This window comes from Microbacterium sp. SL75 (genome assembly GCF_026625865.1).
In the GTDB taxonomy this organism is placed as follows: Bacteria; Actinomycetota; Actinomycetes; order Actinomycetales; family Microbacteriaceae; genus Microbacterium.
The window spans coordinates 3,134,424-3,151,122 of sequence record NZ_CP113067.1 but is presented as its reverse complement, the minus strand read 5'-3'; the positions used below and the strand labels follow the sequence as shown (position 1 = coordinate 3,151,122).

Genomic DNA, 16,699 nt, shown 5'->3' with positions numbered 1-16,699 from the left:
TCTCCTTGGTTTCGGGCAGCACGGAACATCGGCCGTGTCGCCGAGAGATGGTGAGAGGTGGGGGTTAGCGGGCGAGCGCCCAGACTTCGGCGCGGCGGGTGCCGGTCGGGCCGGGCTTAAATGCCGGGGTGCGGGTCAGCCAGCGCTTCCGCTCGAGCTCGGGGCAGCACGACCGCAGTCGCTGATCCGAGTAGGTCGAGCCGAGGCGACGGCCGTACTCGACGACCTCGTGCTCGGCGAGGGCCGTCACGCCGTCCTCGCGCGCAATCTCGAAGATGGCGAGCACTTCCATCTGCGAGCGGGCGAGATCCGTGTCGGCGACCGCCTCGGCCGAGGTGACCGGGTCGGCATCCCGGGTCCGCAGCGTCTGCCCCATCAGGCCACCGCCTCGCGGTCGTGACGATCGGCGTACCGGTCGACGCGATCGAAGCGCTTCGCCGCCACACGGTTGCGGGCGATCCGCTCCTCACGCTCGGCGCGAACCCGGCGCGACTCGAGCGCCTTCACGACCGGCATCCCCGGGATGGCGAGCGTGCGCCGCGTGCCGCTCATGCCTCGAGCTTCCGGGTGAAACCGTGCGTGCGCTTGACCGCGTTCTCGGCGACGACGCCGGCCAGCAGCCGGGCTGCACTCTTCGACGCGTTCGCGTAGGCACGCTCCCAGCCGTCACCAGCGAGCACACTGTGCACCGTCGCGAGCGCCATACGGTCACGCTCGACGCGCAGCGCTTCGTCGTTCAGCGACTGTGCGGCGGAATCCGCCAGGCGCTGCGAGCGGGCGAGCACCTCGCGGTGCGTCGGCGCGACCGGCGCGGGGCGAGCCTCCTCGACGGCGACGCTCACGCGATCACCGCCTCTTCGGGGAACCCGACGTAGGCAAGACGGGAGAGCAGCGCCCGCGAGAGTGCGAGCGTCTCGGCCGCGGTGAGGTAGCGGACTCCGTCACGCTGCTGCATGACGACGACGCGCTGCCCGTCGATCGTGGTCGTGTCGATCGTGAACGTGTCACTGTCGAACGACGCCTCGACGATGAGAGCGACCGGACGCTCGACGGTCGGAAAAGCTTCGGTGTTGCGGTCAGGCATGTGCTGCCCCTTCGGGTGAGGTGAGGTGGGTCATCAGCCGGCGCGGCGCATCGGCGTGACGTTTGAGGCGGCCCGGTGCTGGCACTCCGCACCGGCCATGTAGGCCGACAGGCAGCCCTCGGAGATGAGCCAGCGACCACCGTCGACGCGCTGCGACCCGTGCAGGGTGCCGCCGACCAGATCGCGACGGATCGTCACGACGTGGCGGCGCGCGATCTTCGCCGCTTCAGCGGGCGTGTACTGCGGCTCGAGCACGTCAGGCCGCCACCGGCACGGACGCGCTGAACTCCGCAGGCACGTACTCGGAAGGGGAGACACCGACTGCGCGGGCGATGCGCAGAAGTTCCCCCAGGGTGAACTCGACATGCCCGTCGATCTTGCGACCGAACGTCGAGGTCGGGATGCCTGCCGCCGAGGCCACGGATGCCTTGGAACGGCCAGCACGTAGAATGCTTGCTGCGACCTTGTCGGCCGTGAGCTTCGCCAGTGAGTGATCCATATGGGTAACTTAGACGCCCAAATGGGTCACGTCAAGACGGGCCCGTGCCCTATTTGGGTTGTTTTGTTACCCAAAATGGCGATAACATATCCCACATGGATCAGTATGTGGCGGCCGCCTCCGCCGAGCTGCGGGCAGCACAGGGCCGCGCCAACCTCAACGACGTTGCCCTAGCAGCGAAGTCAGGAATTCCCGTCGCGACCTTGCGGCGATACCTGAAGGGCGACCGGGACACGCCCGTCTCGGCGCTATTCCGAATCGCGAAGGCGCTCGGCGTCGATGCCGGCCGACTGCTCGATGACGCGGCCGAGCGCGTGCAGGATGCGTGACGGCGTCATGCTCAACTCGACCGATAGAGCCAGCACTTCCCCAGCCGTCAGATTCATTCCCGCTCCCCCACTCGAAGATTTGTTCGATAGTAGCGCAGGGCTCCGACCCTGATGGCCTGGTCACAGAAACTGCCGTCCGGTCGTTACCGAGGCGCCTACCGACTCCCCAGCGGAGAGGTCCGCTACACCCGCGGCGGCACGTTCACCTCGAAGCGCGCGGCCAAGGATGCCGCGACAGAACTCGAGGTGAAGGTGAAGCGCCCAGGATGGCGCGACCCCCGCGCCTCAGAGATCACGTGGGGCGACTGGCTCGAGATGTGGTCACCCGGCCGCCAGATCGAGCCGAGCACCGTCGAGAACGAGGCCGGCATGATCGAGCAGCACCTGCTGCCACAGTGGCGCGACGCCCCCCTCGCGGGCATTACGCGGCACGATGTGCAGACGTGGGCGACGCGGATGGTTAAAGAGAATCTCGGCACAGAGGAGGAGCCCCGCTACCGGAAATCGTCATCCGTCCGGCGATACCTGAACGTCTTCGTCTCGAGCATGACGGCCGCGATCGACGCCGAGTTGATCGACACCAACCCGGCAACGCGCATCAAGCTACCCCCGGACGCCGCGGGCGATCCCGTATTCCTTACGCGCGAGCAGTACGCCGCCCTCTCGGCTGCGGTGCCAAACTCACAGGATCGCGCCCTACTTGACTTCCTCGTAGGTACAGGCCTCCGCTGGGGAGAAGCCGCCGGCCTCCACCTGCACCGCCTCGACCTGACCCGCGGAGTCGTCACCGTCGCTGACGTAACCGACGGTCGCGAGATCAAGCCGTATCCGAAGGGTCGGCGACAGCGTCACGTGCCGCTGCTGCAGTGGTCGGTCGACTATCTCGAGGTTCCGGCTGCTCGAGATTGCGGGGTGCAGCACCGCGCGGGTCGCTGCCCCTCGGGGCTGGTCTTCCCCGCTGCCCGGGGTGGCATCCGTGACGACCGCAACTTCTACCGGCGCGTGATGCAGCCCGCGCTGAAGGCCGCGGGACTCGATCACATGGGCGCCACGCTGCACGATCTGCGGCACACCTACGCGTCATGGCTCGCGCAGGACGGCGTTCCGCTCGGCCGCATCGCCGAGCTCCTCGGGCACCGCTCAATCACCACGACGGAGATCTACGCGCACTTCGCTACCGCGACCGCAGCCGATATCGCTTTCGCCATGCGTGACCCACGTGAGGCAAACGTGAAGCAAAAGCCTGCTGTGAGCGGCATCATCCCGTTGCGTCGCGCTACGCAGGAATGACCTCACGACCTGGCCTAAGTTTCAACGCGCTGCATCCCGCTATGTTGCGTTGCAATAGTCCAGGGTCGTTCACACGGAAGAGGTCGTCGGTTCGAGTCCGGCATCGCCCACAGTCAGACCCCCGGTTCTCCCGGGGGTCTTCTGTTTTCGCGGGCGGTGCGGCGCTGAGCATCTGGTCGGTTGTCCCGGTCGTGTGCCGCGAGCCGATCCGAGACCACCTCGATGTGTTCGCGCGATCAGCAGGCCTCACTCATGGCCGCGCCCCGGCGCCCGACCATCGTGAGGTCGAGCGCCGGGGCGTCGTCGTGGGGCGCGTCAGTCGTCTTCGATGACCACGCGCAGATCCCGGCGCCGTTGGCCGAGCTTCTGCCGGCTCCCTGCTCCTGCGCCGTGCGAGGTGCCCGCTCCCGTGAGCGGAGGGCGGAGGCCTCCGGGTCCCGTTCCCTGAGCCGACGTCATCGACGTCGCGGCCATGGCCGCTCCCCCGGCGGTACCCCCGATGAGGAGTCCGCTGCCGCTGCCGGGGACGCCGGTCATCGCCCTGGCATCCACCGTCGACATGCCGCCGAGAGAGCCACCGCCGCCGGCCCCGCCGAGGGAAGCGTGTCCCACGACCGAGCCGTCGGGCGTGGGCGCGCCGGAGAGCGGCTGCGCGCCGCTCAGGTGGAAGTCCCCCGAGGCGTGCGCGCCCGAGACCGTGAACGGGCGGTACACGACGCCGTTCGCGCGTTCGTTGCGAACCGTCAGGTCGTGGGCGGCGCTGTTGCCGTAGCGCGTGGCGTCGGACGCATCCACGACGCTTCCCGCATCGATTCGGATCGACTGTGCGCCCGTCTGCAGAGCGGCCGCGGTGGTGGTCGAGGTGCGGTCGAAGACGCCCCGCAGCTGCTGAACCAGACCCGTGAGGGCCTTCACCGAGCCGAGAACGGCGCGCAAGGGACGAACCACCTTGTTGACCATCTCGTTGACCTTCATGACCACGCGCGCGATGGCGTACCCCATGCCGAGGCCGAACGAGGCGGCGACCACGGCCATCGCCTCGATCGCCGTCGCGACGACCTTCGAGATCGCCGACTTGACCACGCCCTGCATCTTCGTCACGAGCGTGGAGGCCGAGGTCAGGCCGCTGGCGGCGGCCTCGGCCCACTCCCCCGAAGCGCCGAGGTGCGCAGCCGCATCGGTGGCGAAGCGCACGTAGGCGGTGATGCTGCCCCCGGTCATGCCGTCGAGATCGCTCAGGCGACGGGTGAGGTCGGCACCGGCCTGCCGCATCGACGCCCCGGCGGAAACCCACTGCGATGCGACGGAGGCGACGTTCGACGCGCTTCCCGCAAGCTGGTCGAGCCAGGTGCTCAGCGGCTTGAGGTGCTCCATGACCCACCCGAGGCCACAGGCGGTGAGCGTGCCGATCGGGTCGGTGAGAGCCGCGGCCGCGTCGCCGAGGGTGTCGAGGAAGGCCATGCCGCCATCGAGCCAATTGCCGCTCTTGACGGCCTCGGAGAGAGCGCGGCCCGATTCGATGACGCGGCTGCCGGAGAAAGTGGTGCCGGGCGCGACGACGGTGCTCATCAGGCACCCATCGCAGACTCGAGCGAGCGGATGGTCGCGATGGTGTCGCTCTCGAATTGCTCCCATTGGTCGGCGGTCTGGCGGAGCTCGCCGGCGGTGCGCACCAGAAGCGACTGGTCTTCGCCGAGGAGTCCGGTCGCGGCCGCCGACAGGGCGAGTCCCGGGGGGACGAGGAAGGCGCACAGCAGACCGAACGCCTCGGGGAGGAGATTGCCGCCGCGGAGGACGGAGAGAGCCGACCCCACGTCGCCCACGAGGGAGTCGACGAAAGCGGCGTGCTGTCGGAGTCGATCGAAGTCGACGGCGATGTCATCGGCCATGAAGAGTCCTCTCGGGTGAGGCGGATTCGGCGTCGCGCAACTGCGCGACGATGGGGTCGTCGGCGCCCAGCAGGTCGGACACGGCGCGCAGGGTGCTCTCTCGCGCATCGGCCTCGGCCTGGCGGATGGTCGACAGGATCTCCGTCGCGAGGCGTTGGGCTCCGCGCGCCAGAGCCGCTTCGCTCAGTCGAAGGTCGACGACGCGGCCCGCGGAGTCCACCTGCGCGACGATGTCTCTGCCGCGCGAGCGGCCCGTACCGCGAACGCCGTCGACCGCGGCCTCGAAGGCCGGCATCTGCGCGGCTCGCAGCTCGGCACGACGAACATCGGCTTCCACCTGCGCGAACGACTCTTCGGGATCCAACGGCACGGCAGAAATTTATCGACAGCGCGCGCGAGAACGAATGCTCATCCGTCGAAAATCGCGTCAGATGAGAGGAATCTCACGTGGGTCTCACGAAGCGTTCCTCGGCGGGTGACGAGATCAGGCGAAGGATCCGCGTCAGGAGCGTGCCCACCCGTAGCGCGCCGCGAGAGCGTCGGCGACGGCATCGAAGCGCTTGCGGTCGAGTGCGGCGGCCTCGCGCCGCATACCCGCGTCGTGCACCAGATACACCTGCTCGACGTCGATCCACGAGGGGCGTCGCTGGGGATCCCACTCCCCCGTGCCGAGGGACAGGTACTGCCGGTCGCCGTCGTGCGGCTTGCTGGTCAACCTCACTGCGTAGGAGCGGGTGGCATCCGCTCGCCCGAGGACGAGGACGGGGCGATCCTTGCCCCGCCCGTCGCGCTCCTCGTACGGCACCCACGTCCAGACGATCTCTCCGCCGTCGGGGGCGTTGTCGCGCTTCGGCGCGTACGAGAGGGTCAAGCGCCTCGGGGGATCGATCTCGACCGTCTCCGTGCCACGAGGGGCGCTCTGACGCGGTGTGGGCTGCGCCGGGGTGGATCGACGCGTGGGCGGCGCGGAACGGAACATCCCGAGAAAGGCCGACAGCAGACGAGACGTGGTTCCCATACCCACACCCTAGGCACGACGAACGGGGCGCCACCGACGAATCGGCGACGCCCCGTTCGGGGTGAGGCGGGTGTCAGCCGCGGACGTCGGAGAGCACGTAGCCCTCTTCGCCGTGCACGACGGTGTCGATACCGGCGATCTCGTCCTCGTTCTTCACGCGGAAGCCGATCGTCTTCTCGATCGCGAAGCCGATGATGAAGGCCAGCACGAAGGAGTAGACCAGGACCGCGAGGGCGGCGATCGCCTGGACGATGAGCTGGTTGAACGAGCCGCTGTAGATGAGGCCGCTCGTGTTGGCGAAGATGCCGAGGTAGAGCGTACCGAGCAGACCACCCACGAGGTGGATGCCGACGACGTCGAGCGAGTCGTCGAAGCCGAGCTTGAACTTGAGCTCGATGGCGAGGGCGCAGACCGCACCGGCGAGCAGGCCCAGCACGATGGCCCAGATCGGCGTGAGAGCCGCGCAGGCCGGGGTGATCGCGACGAGACCGGCGACGGCACCGGAGGCGGCGCCGACCGACGTGGGCTTGCCGTCCTTGATCTTCTCGACGATCAGCCACGCGAGCAGGGCTGCGGCGGGAGCGGCGATCGTGTTGACGAAGGCCAGGGCGGCGGTGTTGTCGGCCGCGAGCTCGGAGCCGGCGTTGAAGCCGAACCAGCCGAACCACAGCAGACCCGCGCCGAGGAGGACGAACGGCGGGTTGTGCGGGACGTGGGCGCCCTTCTGGAAGCCGACGCGCTTGCCGAGGACCAGGGCGAGAGCGAGGGCCGCGGCACCGGCGTTGATGTGCACGGCGGTTCCACCGGCGAAGTCGATCGCGCCGACGCCGAAGACGTCCTGCAGACCGTGCGTGATCCAGCCGCCGTAGCTGAAGGAGCCGTCCTCGGCGAGGCCGAAGTTGAAGACCCAGCTCGCGACGGGGAAGTAGACGACCGTGGCCCAGATGCCGGCGAAGATCATCCACGCGCCGAACTTGGCGCGGTCGGCGATCGCACCCGAGACGAGGGCGACGGTGATGATGGCGAAGGTGGCCTGGAAGGCGACGAAGGCGAGCGGCGGGTACGCGGCGCCCTCGGGGGTGGTGAGAACGTTCGCGAGGCCGAAGTCAGCGCCGTCGATGTGCCACGGGGCGTTGGTGACCCCGGCGTCGGTCGCGGGGAACGCGATCGCGTAGCCGTAGAGCACCCACAGCACGCCCATGAGACCCATCGCGCCGAAGCTCATCATCATCATGCTGATGACGCTCTTGGCCTTGACGAGACCGCCGTAGAAGAATGCGAGTCCTGGCGTCATGAGCAGCACGAGGGCGGCTGCTATCAGGATGAATGCGGTGTTGCCTTGATCCATCTCGGAGGGAACCTCTCTGCAGGGACGCAGGTAAAGCGTCGGGTCCCCTCAGTGTCCACAGCCCCGGTTCCGTCGCCGTTCGCCCCGTGTTTCGGGGGTGTTACAGCCGGGCCGCTCAGGTAAACATCGCGTTTCCTGCGCCCGCGAACCGGCGATGAACTCGCCTCAGGAGTGCGTGAGCGCGACGAGGCGCGAGACCGCGCGCAGGTACTTCTTGCGGTACCCGCCGCCCAGCATCTCCTCGCTGAACACCGTGTTCAACGGCACGCCGGTGGCCCGGATCGGAATCTGCGCGTCGTAGGCGCGATCGACGAAAGCGACCAGACGCAGTGCCGCCGACTGGTCGTGGAGCACCTGCACGTCGCGCAGGCCGATCACGTCGACCCCGTCGATCAGCCGGATGAAGCGTGAGGGGTGAACCCGAGCGAGGTGGTCGACGAGGTCCAGGAATGCGTCGTCGGCGACGACCGAGCCGGAGGCTGCGGCATCCATCGCCTCTCGATAACCCTCGTCGGTCAGGACCTTGGCTTCTCCGTCGATCGCGCGCTGACGGAAGTCCGTGCCGTCGATGCGGATCGTGCGGAAGCTGTCGGCCATCGACTGGATCTCGCGGAGGAAGTCCTGGGCCGCGAAGCGCCCCTCGCCCAGGGCATTGGGCGGGGTGTTCGAAGTGGCGGCGAGCCGGGTTCCGGATGCCACGAGCTCACCGAGCAGGCGCGTCATGACCATCGTGTCGCCCGGGTCGTCGAGTTCGAACTCGTCGATGCAGAGAAGATCTGAGCCGCGGAAGAGCTCGACGGCCTTGGCATAGCCCAGTACGCCGACCAGCGCGGTGTACTCGATGAAGGAGCCGAAGTACTTCCGGCGAGCGGGCATCGCGTGATAGATCGCGGCCAGGAGGTGGGTCTTTCCGACGCCGAAGCCGCCGTCGAGGTACACACCGGGCTTGACGGGGGCGACCTTCTCGGCGCGACGGAAGAAGCCGCCCTTCTTGGCGGGAGCGGCCTGCTTTCCGGAGAACTCCTGCAGCAGCACCTTGGCCTCCTGCTGCGAGGGGTAGGCGTCGTCGGCGCGGTACGACTCGAAGGTCGCGGCGTCGAACTGCGGCGGCGGGACGAGGGCGTTGACCATGTCGGCGCCCGATACCGCGGGCTCGCGCTCGGTCAGGTGGATGAGGCCGGTCGTGGCGGGAGTGGAGGTCATGGCCGTCCTGTGTCCAAGTCTTACGGGGAGGGTGCGTGCCCCATGCCGCGGATCTAGGGTCGATGGTGCGGTGTCCACCCTATGCCGCACCGTCCATCGCCTTGACCGAGGAGTACCCGTGACCGTCGAGTTCGACACCACCTCCCCCAAGTTCGCCGACTACGCCGAGCCCGGACGACTCGTCACGGCTGAGTGGCTGGAAGAGCGCCTCGGTCAGCCGGGCCTCGTGGTCGTCGAGTCCGACGAAGACGTGCTGCTGTACGAGACGGGTCACATCCCCGGCTCGGTGAAGGTCGACTGGCACACCGAACTGAACGACCCGGTCGTGCGCGATTACGTCGACGGTGCGGGCTTCGCCGAGCTTCTGAGCGCCAAGGGCATCTCGCGCGACGACACCGTCGTCATCTACGGCGACAAGAACAACTGGTGGGCCGCGTACGCGCTGTGGGTGTTCTCCCTGTTCGGCCATGAAGACGTGCGTCTGCTCGACGGCGGCCGCGACAAGTGGATCGCCGAGGGACGCCCGAACACCACCGACAAGACGGTCGTCGAGCGCACCGACTACCCCGTCGTCGAGCGCGACGACTCCGCGCTTCGCGCCTACAAGGACGACGTGCTCGCCCACCTCGGCAATCCGCTCATCGACGTGCGCTCCCCCGAGGAGTACTCCGGCGAGCGCACCACCGCGCCTGCCTACCCCGAAGAGGGTGCGCTCCGCGCCGGCCACATCCCCAGCGCCCAGAGCGTGCCGTGGGGCAAGGCCGTCGCCGAGGACGGCGGTTTCAAGTCGCGCGAGGAGCTCGACGCCATCTACCGCGACGGTGCGGGGCTCGCCGATGGCGACAAGATCGTGGCCTACTGCCGCATCGGTGAGCGCTCGAGCCACACGTGGTTCGTGCTGAAGCACCTGCTCGGCTTCGACGACGTCCGAAACTACGACGGGTCGTGGACGGAGTGGGGCAGCGCGGTGCGCGTGCCGATCGTCTCGGGGTCGGAGCCCGGCGAGGTGCCCTCGCGCTGACCGCAGCCGACGCGGGCGTGGGAGGATGACGGTGATGTCCGACAACAATCTCCCCGCCCGCTTCGCCGAGATCCGCGACGAGTTCCTCGAGCTCGACGAGCCCGACCGCTTGCAGCTGCTGCTGGAGTTCTCGCAGGAGCTGCCCGAGGTTCCCGAGGAGTTGGCCGATCACCCCGAGTTGCGCGAGCGCGTGGTGGAGTGCCAGTCCCCCGTGTTCATCATCGTCACGGTCGACGGCGACGACCGCGTCGCGATGCACGCCACCGCTCCGGCCGAGGCGCCGACCACGCGCGGCTTCGCGAGCATCCTCGCGCAGGGGCTGACCGGTCTCAGCGCCGAGGAGGCCCTCGCCGTGCCCGACGACTTCCCACAGAGCATCGGTCTCACGCGCGCCGTCAGTCCGCTCCGCATCGCCGGCATGACGGGCATGCTCATGCGCGCCAAGCGTCAGGTGCGCGCGAAGCGCGACGCCTGAGCAGCACGCGTCGCCGGGGGCCGGCATCCGGAATCACTCCCGAGAGAGGCCCTGCCCGCGCACCCAGTCCTGGATCGCGGTGGTCCACCGCGTCTCGTCGTAGTTCCACAGCTTCGTGTGCCGGGCGACCGTGAAGGTCTCCATCGTGACGAGGTCGGGACGCGCCTTCGCCAGAGCGTGCGGGGCGTCGGCGGGGACGAAGCCGTCGTCGTCGCTGTGGAGGATGAGCACGGGATGCCGGAGCTCGACCGCCCTCGACACCACGTCGAGGCGATCGAGAGGGATGGGTTCGCCGCTGCGCAGCGCGGTCGCTCCCCAGGTGGAGACGAGTACGCGTTCGGCCATCGCGATGACGGGCGTGGGCAGGTGCATCGCGCGACCCTGGAAGTCGAGAACCGTGCGCCAGTCCACCACGGGCGACTCGAGGACGAGACCGGCGATGACGTCGGCGTGGGGCGATTCGAGGGCGGCCTGGAGCGACAACGCTCCCCCCATCGACCACCCCATCAACAGCACGCGGCGCGCCCCCCGACGGCGGGCGTAGCCGATCGCGGCGTCGACGTCGCGCCATTCGGTCGCGCCCAGGGCGTACGTGCCCGAGGGGCTGCGAGGGGCATCTCCGTCGTTGCGGTACGACACCACGAGGCTCGAGATGCCGAGCGTGTGGAAGACCGGGACGGCGCGGAGGGCCTCGGACCGCGTCGTTCCGCGCCCGTGCACCTGAACGACCCAGACGTCGGAGTCGCCCTCGGCGGGGAACTCCCAGGCGGGGCACGAGCCGACCCCGGCGTCGACCTCGAGCGCCTGGAACGGGAGCATGAGGTCTTCGGGCTTGTCGAAGTACCACCCGCTGAAGGCTGCCTCCGAGGCGAGATCGCCGTCGGCGGGGACATGCGTGAGGAGTTTGCGGGTGACGGTGGTCTCGTCTTCTCCGACGATCGAGCCGAGTCGCAGATAGTCCACCGAGCCGACGGTGAAAAGACCGTATCGGCCGGGCAGCGTCGTGTCGGGCGTGCGCTCGAGGGTGATCGTCTGCGACGCGGCGTCGAGACGCACGATACGCGTGTCGGGGCGTCGCCCGGCGGGGCGGACGACCGTGCGCGCCATGCGGAGCGAGACCGCCCCCAGCGTCGTCGCGGAGGCGGCGAGGGCGATGCCGAGGGCCGCGAGGGTGGCGCGCACACCGGTGGTCGAGCGCTGCGATGCGCGGGAACCCGCGGCGCGCCTGGGAGCGTTCATCGAGGCCTCACTCTAGTCTGTGGCCGTGAGTGACCAGCGCCCGGCGGAGGCCGACAGCCCCTTCGCGCGAGCCGTCGAAGAGGTGCGCGACACGACTTTCCGCGACGATCTGGTCGTCCGGCAGATTCCGTCGCCCTCCGGCTTGGCCCCCTTCTCTCTCGCTCTGGCGGGAGACGTGCGGCCCGAAGAGCACGCCACCGACTCGCCCTTCGGGACCGGGCGGTTCATCCTGCTGCACGACCCCGAGGAGCCCGAGCCGTGGGGCGGTGCCTGGCGCATCGTCTGTTTCGCGCAGGCGCCTCTCGAGCCCGAGATCGGCGTGGACCCCCTGCTGTCCGAGGTCGCCTGGTCGTGGCTCATCGATGCGCTCGACTCGCGCGGTGCCGATCGCCACTCGGAATCGGGCACCGCCACCAAGACCCTCTCGACCGGCTTCGGGGCCCTGGCCTCGCAGGGCGAGGGGTCGCAGATCGAACTTCGCGCGTCGTGGTCGCCGCGCGGTCCCTTCCGCCCGCACCTCGAGGCGTGGGCGGAGCTCGTGTGCATGCTCGCAGGCCTCCCCCCGGGGTCGGAGGGCGTCGCTGTTCTCGGAGCCCGGAGGCCCACGCGTGGTTGAGTACATCGTCATCGAGGATGCCGCGGGCTTCCTCGCCGCCTGCGAGACCCTGAACGCGGGGAGCGGTCCCGTCGCGGTCGACGTCGAGCGTGCCTCCGGCTTCCGCTACTCGCAGCGCGCCTACCTCATCCAGGTCTTCCGCCGCGAGGCCGGGGTCTTCCTCTTCGACCCCTCGACGATCGAGGACTTCTCGCCCCTTCAAGACGCCATCGGCGACGTCGAATGGGTGTTTCACGCCGCGAGCCAGGACCTTCCGTCGCTGCGTGAACGAGGGCTCGAGCCCCCGCGCATCTTCGACACCGAGCTGGGCTCGCGCCTGCTCGGACACGAGCGCGTCGGTCTCGGGGCGGTCGTCGAGCAGACGTTGGGCATCACGCTGGCCAAGGCCCACTCCGCCGCCGACTGGTCGACGCGCCCCCTGCCGGCATCCTGGCTCGAATACGCGGCCCTCGATGTCGAGCACCTGATCGACGTGCGCGACGTGCTCGACGCCGAACTGACCGAGCAGGACAAGACCGAGATCGCACGCCAGGAGTTCCAGGCCGTTCTCGATCGTGAGCCGAAGCCCCCGCGCGACGACCCGTGGCGTCGGTTGAGCGGGCTGCACAGCGTACGCGGTCGCCGCTCGCTGGCCGTCGCCCGGTCGCTCTGGCAGGCGCGCGAGGACTACGCCCGCGAGCAGGACATCGCGCCCGGCCGACTCGTACCCGATCGCGCCCTCGTCGCGGCCGTGCTTGCCGACCCGGCGAGCAAGCAAGCGCTCGCGGGCGTGAAAGAGTTCAACGGTCGCGCCAGCCGTACCCAGCTGGACCGCTGGTGGAACGCCATCGTCGCCGGTCGCGAATCGACGGATCTGCCCGCCGATCGCGTGCCCAGCGACACCCTCCCCCCGCCGCGCGCGTGGGCGGACCGCAACCCCGAGGCCGACCGCCGGTTGAAGAAGGCCCGCCCGGCTGTCGAGGCACGGGCGGAAGAGCTGCGGATGCCGACCGAGAATCTGCTCACGCCCGAGACCCTGCGCCGTCTGGCCTGGGCGCCGCCGGCCGAGCTCACCGCCGATTCTGTCGGGGCAGCCCTCGCCGAGCTCGGCGCGCGCCCCTGGCAGATTGACCAGACCTCACAGGTGATCGCCGATAGCTTTGTAGCTTCCCTCAACACCGACGACGACGGGTCCGCCACCGATTCGTAGGTTCGGACAACCGATTCTGCGCAGCAATCTCGCCTTCCTAGGCTGGGGTCATCCCAAACTTTGGAGGCAGAGTGGCCGAGATGACGGACGTCTTCTTCGTCGATGGAATGCGTACCCCCTTCGGGCGCGCCGGCGAAAAGGGCATGTACTGGAACACCCGCGCCGACGACCTCGTGGTCAAGGCGATCATCGGGTTGATGGAGCGCAACGCAGACGTGCCGAAGGACCGGATCGACGACGTGGCCATCGCGGCGACGTCGCAGACCGGTGATCAGGGACTTACCCTCGGGCGGACGGCGGCGATCCTGGCCGGGCTGCCCATGACCGTGCCCGGTCTGGCGGTCGAGCGCATGTGCGCCGGCGCCATGACGAGCGTCACCACCATGGGCGCGTCGATCGGCGTGGGCATGTACGACCTCGCCCTCGCCGGCGGCGTCGAGCACATGGGCCGACACCCCATCGGCGGCAACGTCGATCCCAACCCCCGCTTCGTCGCGGAGAAGCTCGTCGACCCGGGTGCGCTCAACATGGGCGTGACGGCGGAACGCATCCACGACCGGTTCCCGCACCTCACGAAAGAACGTGCCGACCGCTTCGGCGTCGCGAGCCAGCACAAGGTGCAGGCCGCCTACGACGCCGGCAAGATCCAGCCCGACCTCGTATCGGTCGCGGTCAAGGACGCCGACGGTGCGTGGGGCCTGGCGACGGAGGACGAGGGCCGTCGGCCCGAGACCACGCTCGAGGGCCTCGCGACGCTGAAGACGCCGTTCCGTCCGCACGGTCGCGTCACCGCCGGCACCTCGTCGCCGCTCACCGACGGCGCGACGATCAGCCTGCTGGCGGGAAGCGACGCCGTGAAAGAGTTCGGTCTCGCGCCGAAGATGCGCATGGTGTCGTTCGCCTTCGCGGGGGTCGAGCCCGAGATCATGGGCATCGGACCGATTCCCTCGACCGAGAAGGCTCTGAAGAAAGCCGGACTCACGATCGACGACATCGGTCTGTTCGAGCTCAACGAGGCCTTCGCCATCCAGGTGATCTCGTTGCTCGATCACTTCGGTATCGCCGATGACGACCCCCGGGTGAACCCGTGGGGCGGTGCGATCGCCCTGGGCCACCCGCTCGCGGCATCCGGAGTCCGTCTCATGATCCAGCTGGCCGCGCAGTTCGCGGAGCGCCCCGACGTCCGCTACGGCCTCACCGCCATGTGCGTGGGCCTGGGCCAGGGCGGCTCGGTCATCTGGGAGAACCCGTTCTTCGACGGAAAGAAGAAGCGCAAGTGACCGACTACACCGCGATCGACTTCACGCCTCTGGACGCCCTGACGGGCGATGAGGTGGTCACCCACTCCCCCGTCCGCGACGTGCGACTGCCCTCGGGCAACGTGCTGGCTCTGATTACGCTCGACAACGGTCGCGATCACACGCGGCCGAACACGCTGGGGCCGGGGACGCTCGCCGAACTCGGGCGCACGCTCCAGACGCTCCAGGAGCGTGCCGCTGCGGGCGAGATCCACGCCGTCGCGATCACCGGCAAGCAGTACATCCTCGCCGCCGGCGCCGACCTGTCCGACGTCGCCAAGCTGCCCTCGAAGGACGTCGCCCGTCTCATCGCGCAGCGCGGCCACCAGGTCATCGGCTCACTGTCCGAGCTGGGCGTGCCCTCGTTCGCCTTCGTGAACGGTCTCGCCCTCGGCGGTGGTCTCGAGATCGCGTTGAACTCGACGTATCGCACGGTCGACGCCTCAGCCGCAGCCGTCGCGTTGCCGGAGGTATTCCTCGGCCTCATCCCCGGCTGGGGCGGTGCCTACCTGCTGCCGAACCTCATCGGCATCGAGAACGCGCTCGAGGTCGTCATCTCGAACCCGCTCAAGCAGAACCGCATGCTCAAGCCGCAGCAGGCATTCGACCTCGGGATCATGGACGCCATCTTCCCCGCCGCCTCCTACCTCGAGGATTCGCTCCGCTGGGCGGATGGCGTGCTGACCGGTCGGGTCCGCGTCGAGCGGAAGAACGAGCCGGGCAAGCTCGAGCGCCTCACGAAGTGGCCCATCGCCATCAAGATGGCCCGCGGCATGCTCGAGTCGAAGATCGGTACCGTCCCCCGCTCCCCCTATGTCGCGCTCGACCTGCTCGACAAGGCTAAGAGCGGCACGAAGGCCGAGGGCTTCGCCCGCGAAGACGACGCACTGACCGATCTCATCACGGGCGATCAGTTCGCGGCATCCATGTACGCCTTCGACCTGGTGCAGAAGCGCGCGAAGCGTCCGGTCGGAGCCCCCGACAAGGCGTTGGCGAAGAAGGTCACGAAGGTCGGCGTCATCGGCGCGGGGCTCATGGCCTCGCAGTTCGCGCTGCTGTTCGTGCGCAGGCTGCGCGTGCCCGTGATCATCACCGACCTGGACCAGGGCCGTGTCGACAAGGGCGTGGCATCCATTCACGACGAGATCGGCAAGCTCGAGGCCAAGGGGCGTCTGGACGGCGACACGGCCAACCAGCTGCGCGCGCTCGTGCACGGCACGACCGACCGCTCGGAGTTCGCGGACTGCGACTTCGTCATCGAGGCCGTGTTCGAAGAGGTCGGCGTCAAGCAGGACGTCTTCTCGGCGATCGAGAAGATCGTGTCCGAAGACGCCATTCTGGCGACCAACACCTCGTCGCTGTCGGTCGCCGAGATCGGTTCGGTGCTGCAGCACCCCGAGCGGCTCGTCGGCTTCCACTTCTTCAACCCCGTCGCGGTGATGCCGCTCATCGAGGTCGTGAAGACGGATGCCACCAGCGACGCCGCCCTCTCGACGGCGTTCGTCGTGGCGAAGGGCCTTGGCAAGAACGCAGTGCTCACCGCCGACGCCCCCGGCTTCGTCGTGAACCGTCTGCTGGCGAAGGTCATGGGCGAAGCGGCGAGGGCGGTGTACGAGGGAACGCCCATCGCCGTCGTGGAGAAGGCTTTCGCGCCTCTCGGCCTGCCGATGGGGCCGTTCCAACTCATCGACCTCGTCGGGTGGAAAGTCGCCGCGCACGTGCAGGACACGATGGCGCACGCCTTCCCCGACCGGTTCTTCTCGTCCGAGAACTTCCACGAGCTCGCCGCGCTCCCCGAGGTCGTCGAGAAAGACAAGGGCGGTCGGGTGACCGGCTGGACCAAGGCCGCGCAGAAGGTGCTCGTCACCGGGAAGGCGCCGGTCGCGCCCGAGACGATCCTCGCCCGCGTACAGGACGGCCTCGCTCAGGAGATCGGGATCATGCTCGACGAGGGTGTGGTCCCCGAGGTGCAGGACATCGACCTGTGCCTGATCCTCGGCGCCGGTTGGCCGTTCATCGATGGCGGTGCCTCGCCCTACCTCGACCGCGAGGGGGCGTCCGAGCGTGCCTTCGGCGACACGTTCCATCACCCGCCGATCCGGGGCATCGGAGCCTGATCCGCGGGCTTCACCGGCGGCGCCGTCCCCTCGGGGGCGGCGCCGCCGTCGTTCGTGTTCTCGTGACGCAGGGTGGGGCGCGTC

The 16,699-nt window shown here is 68.9% G+C and carries 21 protein-coding genes; 8 read left to right on the top strand and 13 right to left on the bottom strand.

From position 1 onward, the window contains the following. Window positions 1-64 precede the first annotated feature (64 nt). Genes OVA17_RS14995 through OVA17_RS14970 form a run of 6 tightly spaced genes read right to left on the bottom strand, consistent with a single transcriptional unit; the run spans window position 65 to window position 1,583 of the window. Window positions 65-376, bottom strand: a complete 312-nt coding sequence (locus OVA17_RS14995; protein WP_267787278.1) for a hypothetical protein — start codon at window positions 374-376, stop codon at window positions 65-67. Next, the gene (locus tag OVA17_RS14990; RefSeq protein ID WP_267787277.1) at window positions 376-552 is read right to left on the bottom strand and encodes a hypothetical protein; all 177 of its coding nucleotides are present in this window, start codon (window positions 550-552) and stop codon (window positions 376-378) included. Before OVA17_RS14990 ends, OVA17_RS14995 begins: the two co-directional genes overlap by 1 nt. Continuing rightward, complete coding sequence (locus OVA17_RS14985; RefSeq protein WP_267787276.1) at window positions 549-842, bottom strand: hypothetical protein; 294 nt, start codon at window positions 840-842, stop codon at window positions 549-551. The genes OVA17_RS14990 and OVA17_RS14985 overlap by 4 nt, the downstream gene beginning before the upstream one ends. Then, the gene (locus OVA17_RS14980; RefSeq protein WP_267787275.1) at window positions 839-1,084 is read right to left on the bottom strand and encodes a hypothetical protein; all 246 of its coding nucleotides are present in this window, start codon (window positions 1,082-1,084) and stop codon (window positions 839-841) included. Before OVA17_RS14980 ends, OVA17_RS14985 begins: the two co-directional genes overlap by 4 nt. A gap of 33 nt (window positions 1,085-1,117) precedes the next feature. Further along, window positions 1,118-1,339 carry a hypothetical protein gene (locus tag OVA17_RS14975; protein ID WP_267787274.1) on the bottom strand — a complete coding sequence of 74 codons (222 nt, stop codon included), beginning with the start codon at window positions 1,337-1,339 and terminating at the stop codon, window positions 1,118-1,120. A 1-nt stretch (window position 1,340) separates the two neighbouring features. Then, a complete protein-coding gene (locus OVA17_RS14970) occupies window positions 1,341-1,583 on the bottom strand; it encodes a helix-turn-helix domain-containing protein (protein ID WP_267787273.1) in 243 nt (80 codons plus the stop codon). Between the two features lie 95 nt (window positions 1,584-1,678). Here OVA17_RS14970 and OVA17_RS14965 point away from each other — a divergent pair, with 95 nt between their 5' ends. Together OVA17_RS14965 and OVA17_RS14960 are read left to right on the top strand one after the other, a co-directional pair. Then, complete coding sequence (locus OVA17_RS14965) at window positions 1,679-1,912, top strand: helix-turn-helix domain-containing protein (RefSeq protein ID WP_267787272.1); 234 nt, start codon at window positions 1,679-1,681, stop codon at window positions 1,910-1,912. A gap of 111 nt (window positions 1,913-2,023) precedes the next feature. After that, a complete protein-coding gene (locus tag OVA17_RS14960) occupies window positions 2,024-3,202 on the top strand; it encodes a tyrosine-type recombinase/integrase (protein ID WP_267787271.1) in 1,179 nt (392 codons plus the stop codon). Between the two features lie 315 nt (window positions 3,203-3,517). On the opposite strand, the gene OVA17_RS14955 is transcribed toward OVA17_RS14960, so the two are convergent. The 6 genes from OVA17_RS14955 to zapE form a co-directional block, all read right to left on the bottom strand. Continuing rightward, window positions 3,518-4,771, bottom strand: coding sequence for a hypothetical protein (locus tag OVA17_RS14955; protein WP_267787270.1), 1,254 nt, complete (start codon window positions 4,769-4,771; stop codon window positions 3,518-3,520). Next, on the bottom strand, window positions 4,771-5,091 hold the full coding sequence (locus OVA17_RS14950; RefSeq protein ID WP_210075081.1) for a type VII secretion target: 321 nt from the start codon (window positions 5,089-5,091) through the stop codon (window positions 4,771-4,773). Before OVA17_RS14950 ends, OVA17_RS14955 begins: the two co-directional genes overlap by 1 nt. Continuing rightward, the gene (locus OVA17_RS14945; protein WP_267787269.1) at window positions 5,081-5,461 is read right to left on the bottom strand and encodes a hypothetical protein; all 381 of its coding nucleotides are present in this window, start codon (window positions 5,459-5,461) and stop codon (window positions 5,081-5,083) included. Before OVA17_RS14945 ends, OVA17_RS14950 begins: the two co-directional genes overlap by 11 nt. A 132-nt stretch (window positions 5,462-5,593) precedes the next feature. Further along, window positions 5,594-6,109 carry a type II toxin-antitoxin system PemK/MazF family toxin gene (locus tag OVA17_RS14940; RefSeq protein WP_267787268.1) on the bottom strand — a complete coding sequence of 172 codons (516 nt, stop codon included), beginning with the start codon at window positions 6,107-6,109 and terminating at the stop codon, window positions 5,594-5,596. A 73-nt stretch (window positions 6,110-6,182) separates the two neighbouring features. After that, window positions 6,183-7,457, bottom strand: coding sequence for an ammonium transporter (locus tag OVA17_RS14935; RefSeq protein ID WP_267787267.1), 1,275 nt, complete (start codon window positions 7,455-7,457; stop codon window positions 6,183-6,185). A 165-nt stretch (window positions 7,458-7,622) separates the two neighbouring features. After that, complete coding sequence (gene zapE, locus OVA17_RS14930) at window positions 7,623-8,660, bottom strand: cell division protein ZapE (RefSeq protein ID WP_267787266.1); 1,038 nt, start codon at window positions 8,658-8,660, stop codon at window positions 7,623-7,625. A gap of 118 nt (window positions 8,661-8,778) precedes the next feature. Here zapE and OVA17_RS14925 point away from each other — a divergent pair, with 118 nt between their 5' ends. Both OVA17_RS14925 and OVA17_RS14920 read left to right on the top strand, forming a co-directional pair. Continuing rightward, window positions 8,779-9,681 (top strand): sulfurtransferase, encoded by a 903-nt coding sequence (locus tag OVA17_RS14925; protein ID WP_267787265.1) that lies wholly within the window; start codon window positions 8,779-8,781, stop codon window positions 9,679-9,681. Window positions 9,682-9,715: 34 nt separating this feature from the next. Further along, a complete protein-coding gene (locus OVA17_RS14920) occupies window positions 9,716-10,156 on the top strand; it encodes a SufE family protein (RefSeq protein ID WP_267787264.1) in 441 nt (146 codons plus the stop codon). A 33-nt stretch (window positions 10,157-10,189) separates the two neighbouring features. Here OVA17_RS14920 and OVA17_RS14915 read toward each other — a convergent pair whose 3' ends face one another. Continuing rightward, window positions 10,190-11,395 (bottom strand): alpha/beta hydrolase family protein, encoded by a 1,206-nt coding sequence (locus tag OVA17_RS14915; RefSeq protein WP_267787263.1) that lies wholly within the window; start codon window positions 11,393-11,395, stop codon window positions 10,190-10,192. A gap of 25 nt (window positions 11,396-11,420) precedes the next feature. On the opposite strand from OVA17_RS14915, the gene OVA17_RS14910 reads away from it, so the two are divergent. The 4 genes from OVA17_RS14910 (at window position 11,421) to OVA17_RS14895 (ending at window position 16,615) form a co-directional block, all read left to right on the top strand. Continuing rightward, a complete protein-coding gene (locus OVA17_RS14910) occupies window positions 11,421-12,011 on the top strand; it encodes a DUF3000 domain-containing protein (RefSeq protein WP_267787262.1) in 591 nt (196 codons plus the stop codon). Beyond that, window positions 12,004-13,200 carry a ribonuclease D gene (locus OVA17_RS14905; RefSeq protein WP_267787261.1) on the top strand — a complete coding sequence of 399 codons (1,197 nt, stop codon included), beginning with the start codon at window positions 12,004-12,006 and terminating at the stop codon, window positions 13,198-13,200. Before OVA17_RS14910 ends, OVA17_RS14905 begins: the two co-directional genes overlap by 8 nt. Window positions 13,201-13,271: 71 nt before the next feature. After that, the gene (locus OVA17_RS14900; protein ID WP_210075059.1) at window positions 13,272-14,480 is read left to right on the top strand and encodes a thiolase family protein; all 1,209 of its coding nucleotides are present in this window, start codon (window positions 13,272-13,274) and stop codon (window positions 14,478-14,480) included. After that, window positions 14,477-16,615: a 3-hydroxyacyl-CoA dehydrogenase NAD-binding domain-containing protein gene (locus OVA17_RS14895; protein ID WP_267787260.1), complete on the top strand. Its 2,139-nt coding sequence runs from the start codon at window positions 14,477-14,479 to the stop codon at window positions 16,613-16,615. The genes OVA17_RS14900 and OVA17_RS14895 overlap by 4 nt, the downstream gene beginning before the upstream one ends. Window positions 16,616-16,699: the final 84 nt, after the last annotated feature.

Coding starts and splice junctions, on each gene's coding strand:
- OVA17_RS14995 (WP_267787278.1), bottom strand. CDS start 376: ATGGGGCAGACGCTGCGGACCCGGGATGCCGACCCGGTCACCTCGGCC.
- OVA17_RS14940 (WP_267787268.1), bottom strand. CDS start 6,109: ATGGGAACCACGTCTCGTCTGCTGTCGGCCTTTCTCGGGATGTTCCGT.
- OVA17_RS14920 (WP_267787264.1), top strand. CDS start 9,716: ATGTCCGACAACAATCTCCCCGCCCGCTTCGCCGAGATCCGCGACGAG.
- OVA17_RS14965 (WP_267787272.1), top strand. CDS start 1,679: ATGGATCAGTATGTGGCGGCCGCCTCCGCCGAGCTGCGGGCAGCACAG.
- OVA17_RS14990 (WP_267787277.1), bottom strand. CDS start 552: ATGAGCGGCACGCGGCGCACGCTCGCCATCCCGGGGATGCCGGTCGTG.
- zapE (WP_267787266.1), bottom strand. CDS start 8,660: ATGACCTCCACTCCCGCCACGACCGGCCTCATCCACCTGACCGAGCGC.
- OVA17_RS14935 (WP_267787267.1), bottom strand. CDS start 7,457: ATGGATCAAGGCAACACCGCATTCATCCTGATAGCAGCCGCCCTCGTG.
- OVA17_RS14950 (WP_210075081.1), bottom strand. CDS start 5,091: ATGGCCGATGACATCGCCGTCGACTTCGATCGACTCCGACAGCACGCC.
- OVA17_RS14970 (WP_267787273.1), bottom strand. CDS start 1,583: ATGGATCACTCACTGGCGAAGCTCACGGCCGACAAGGTCGCAGCAAGC.
- OVA17_RS14955 (WP_267787270.1), bottom strand. CDS start 4,771: ATGAGCACCGTCGTCGCGCCCGGCACCACTTTCTCCGGCAGCCGCGTC.
- OVA17_RS14960 (WP_267787271.1), top strand. CDS start 2,024: ATGGCCTGGTCACAGAAACTGCCGTCCGGTCGTTACCGAGGCGCCTAC.
- OVA17_RS14915 (WP_267787263.1), bottom strand. CDS start 11,395: ATGAACGCTCCCAGGCGCGCCGCGGGTTCCCGCGCATCGCAGCGCTCG.
- OVA17_RS14980 (WP_267787275.1), bottom strand. CDS start 1,084: ATGCCTGACCGCAACACCGAAGCTTTTCCGACCGTCGAGCGTCCGGTC.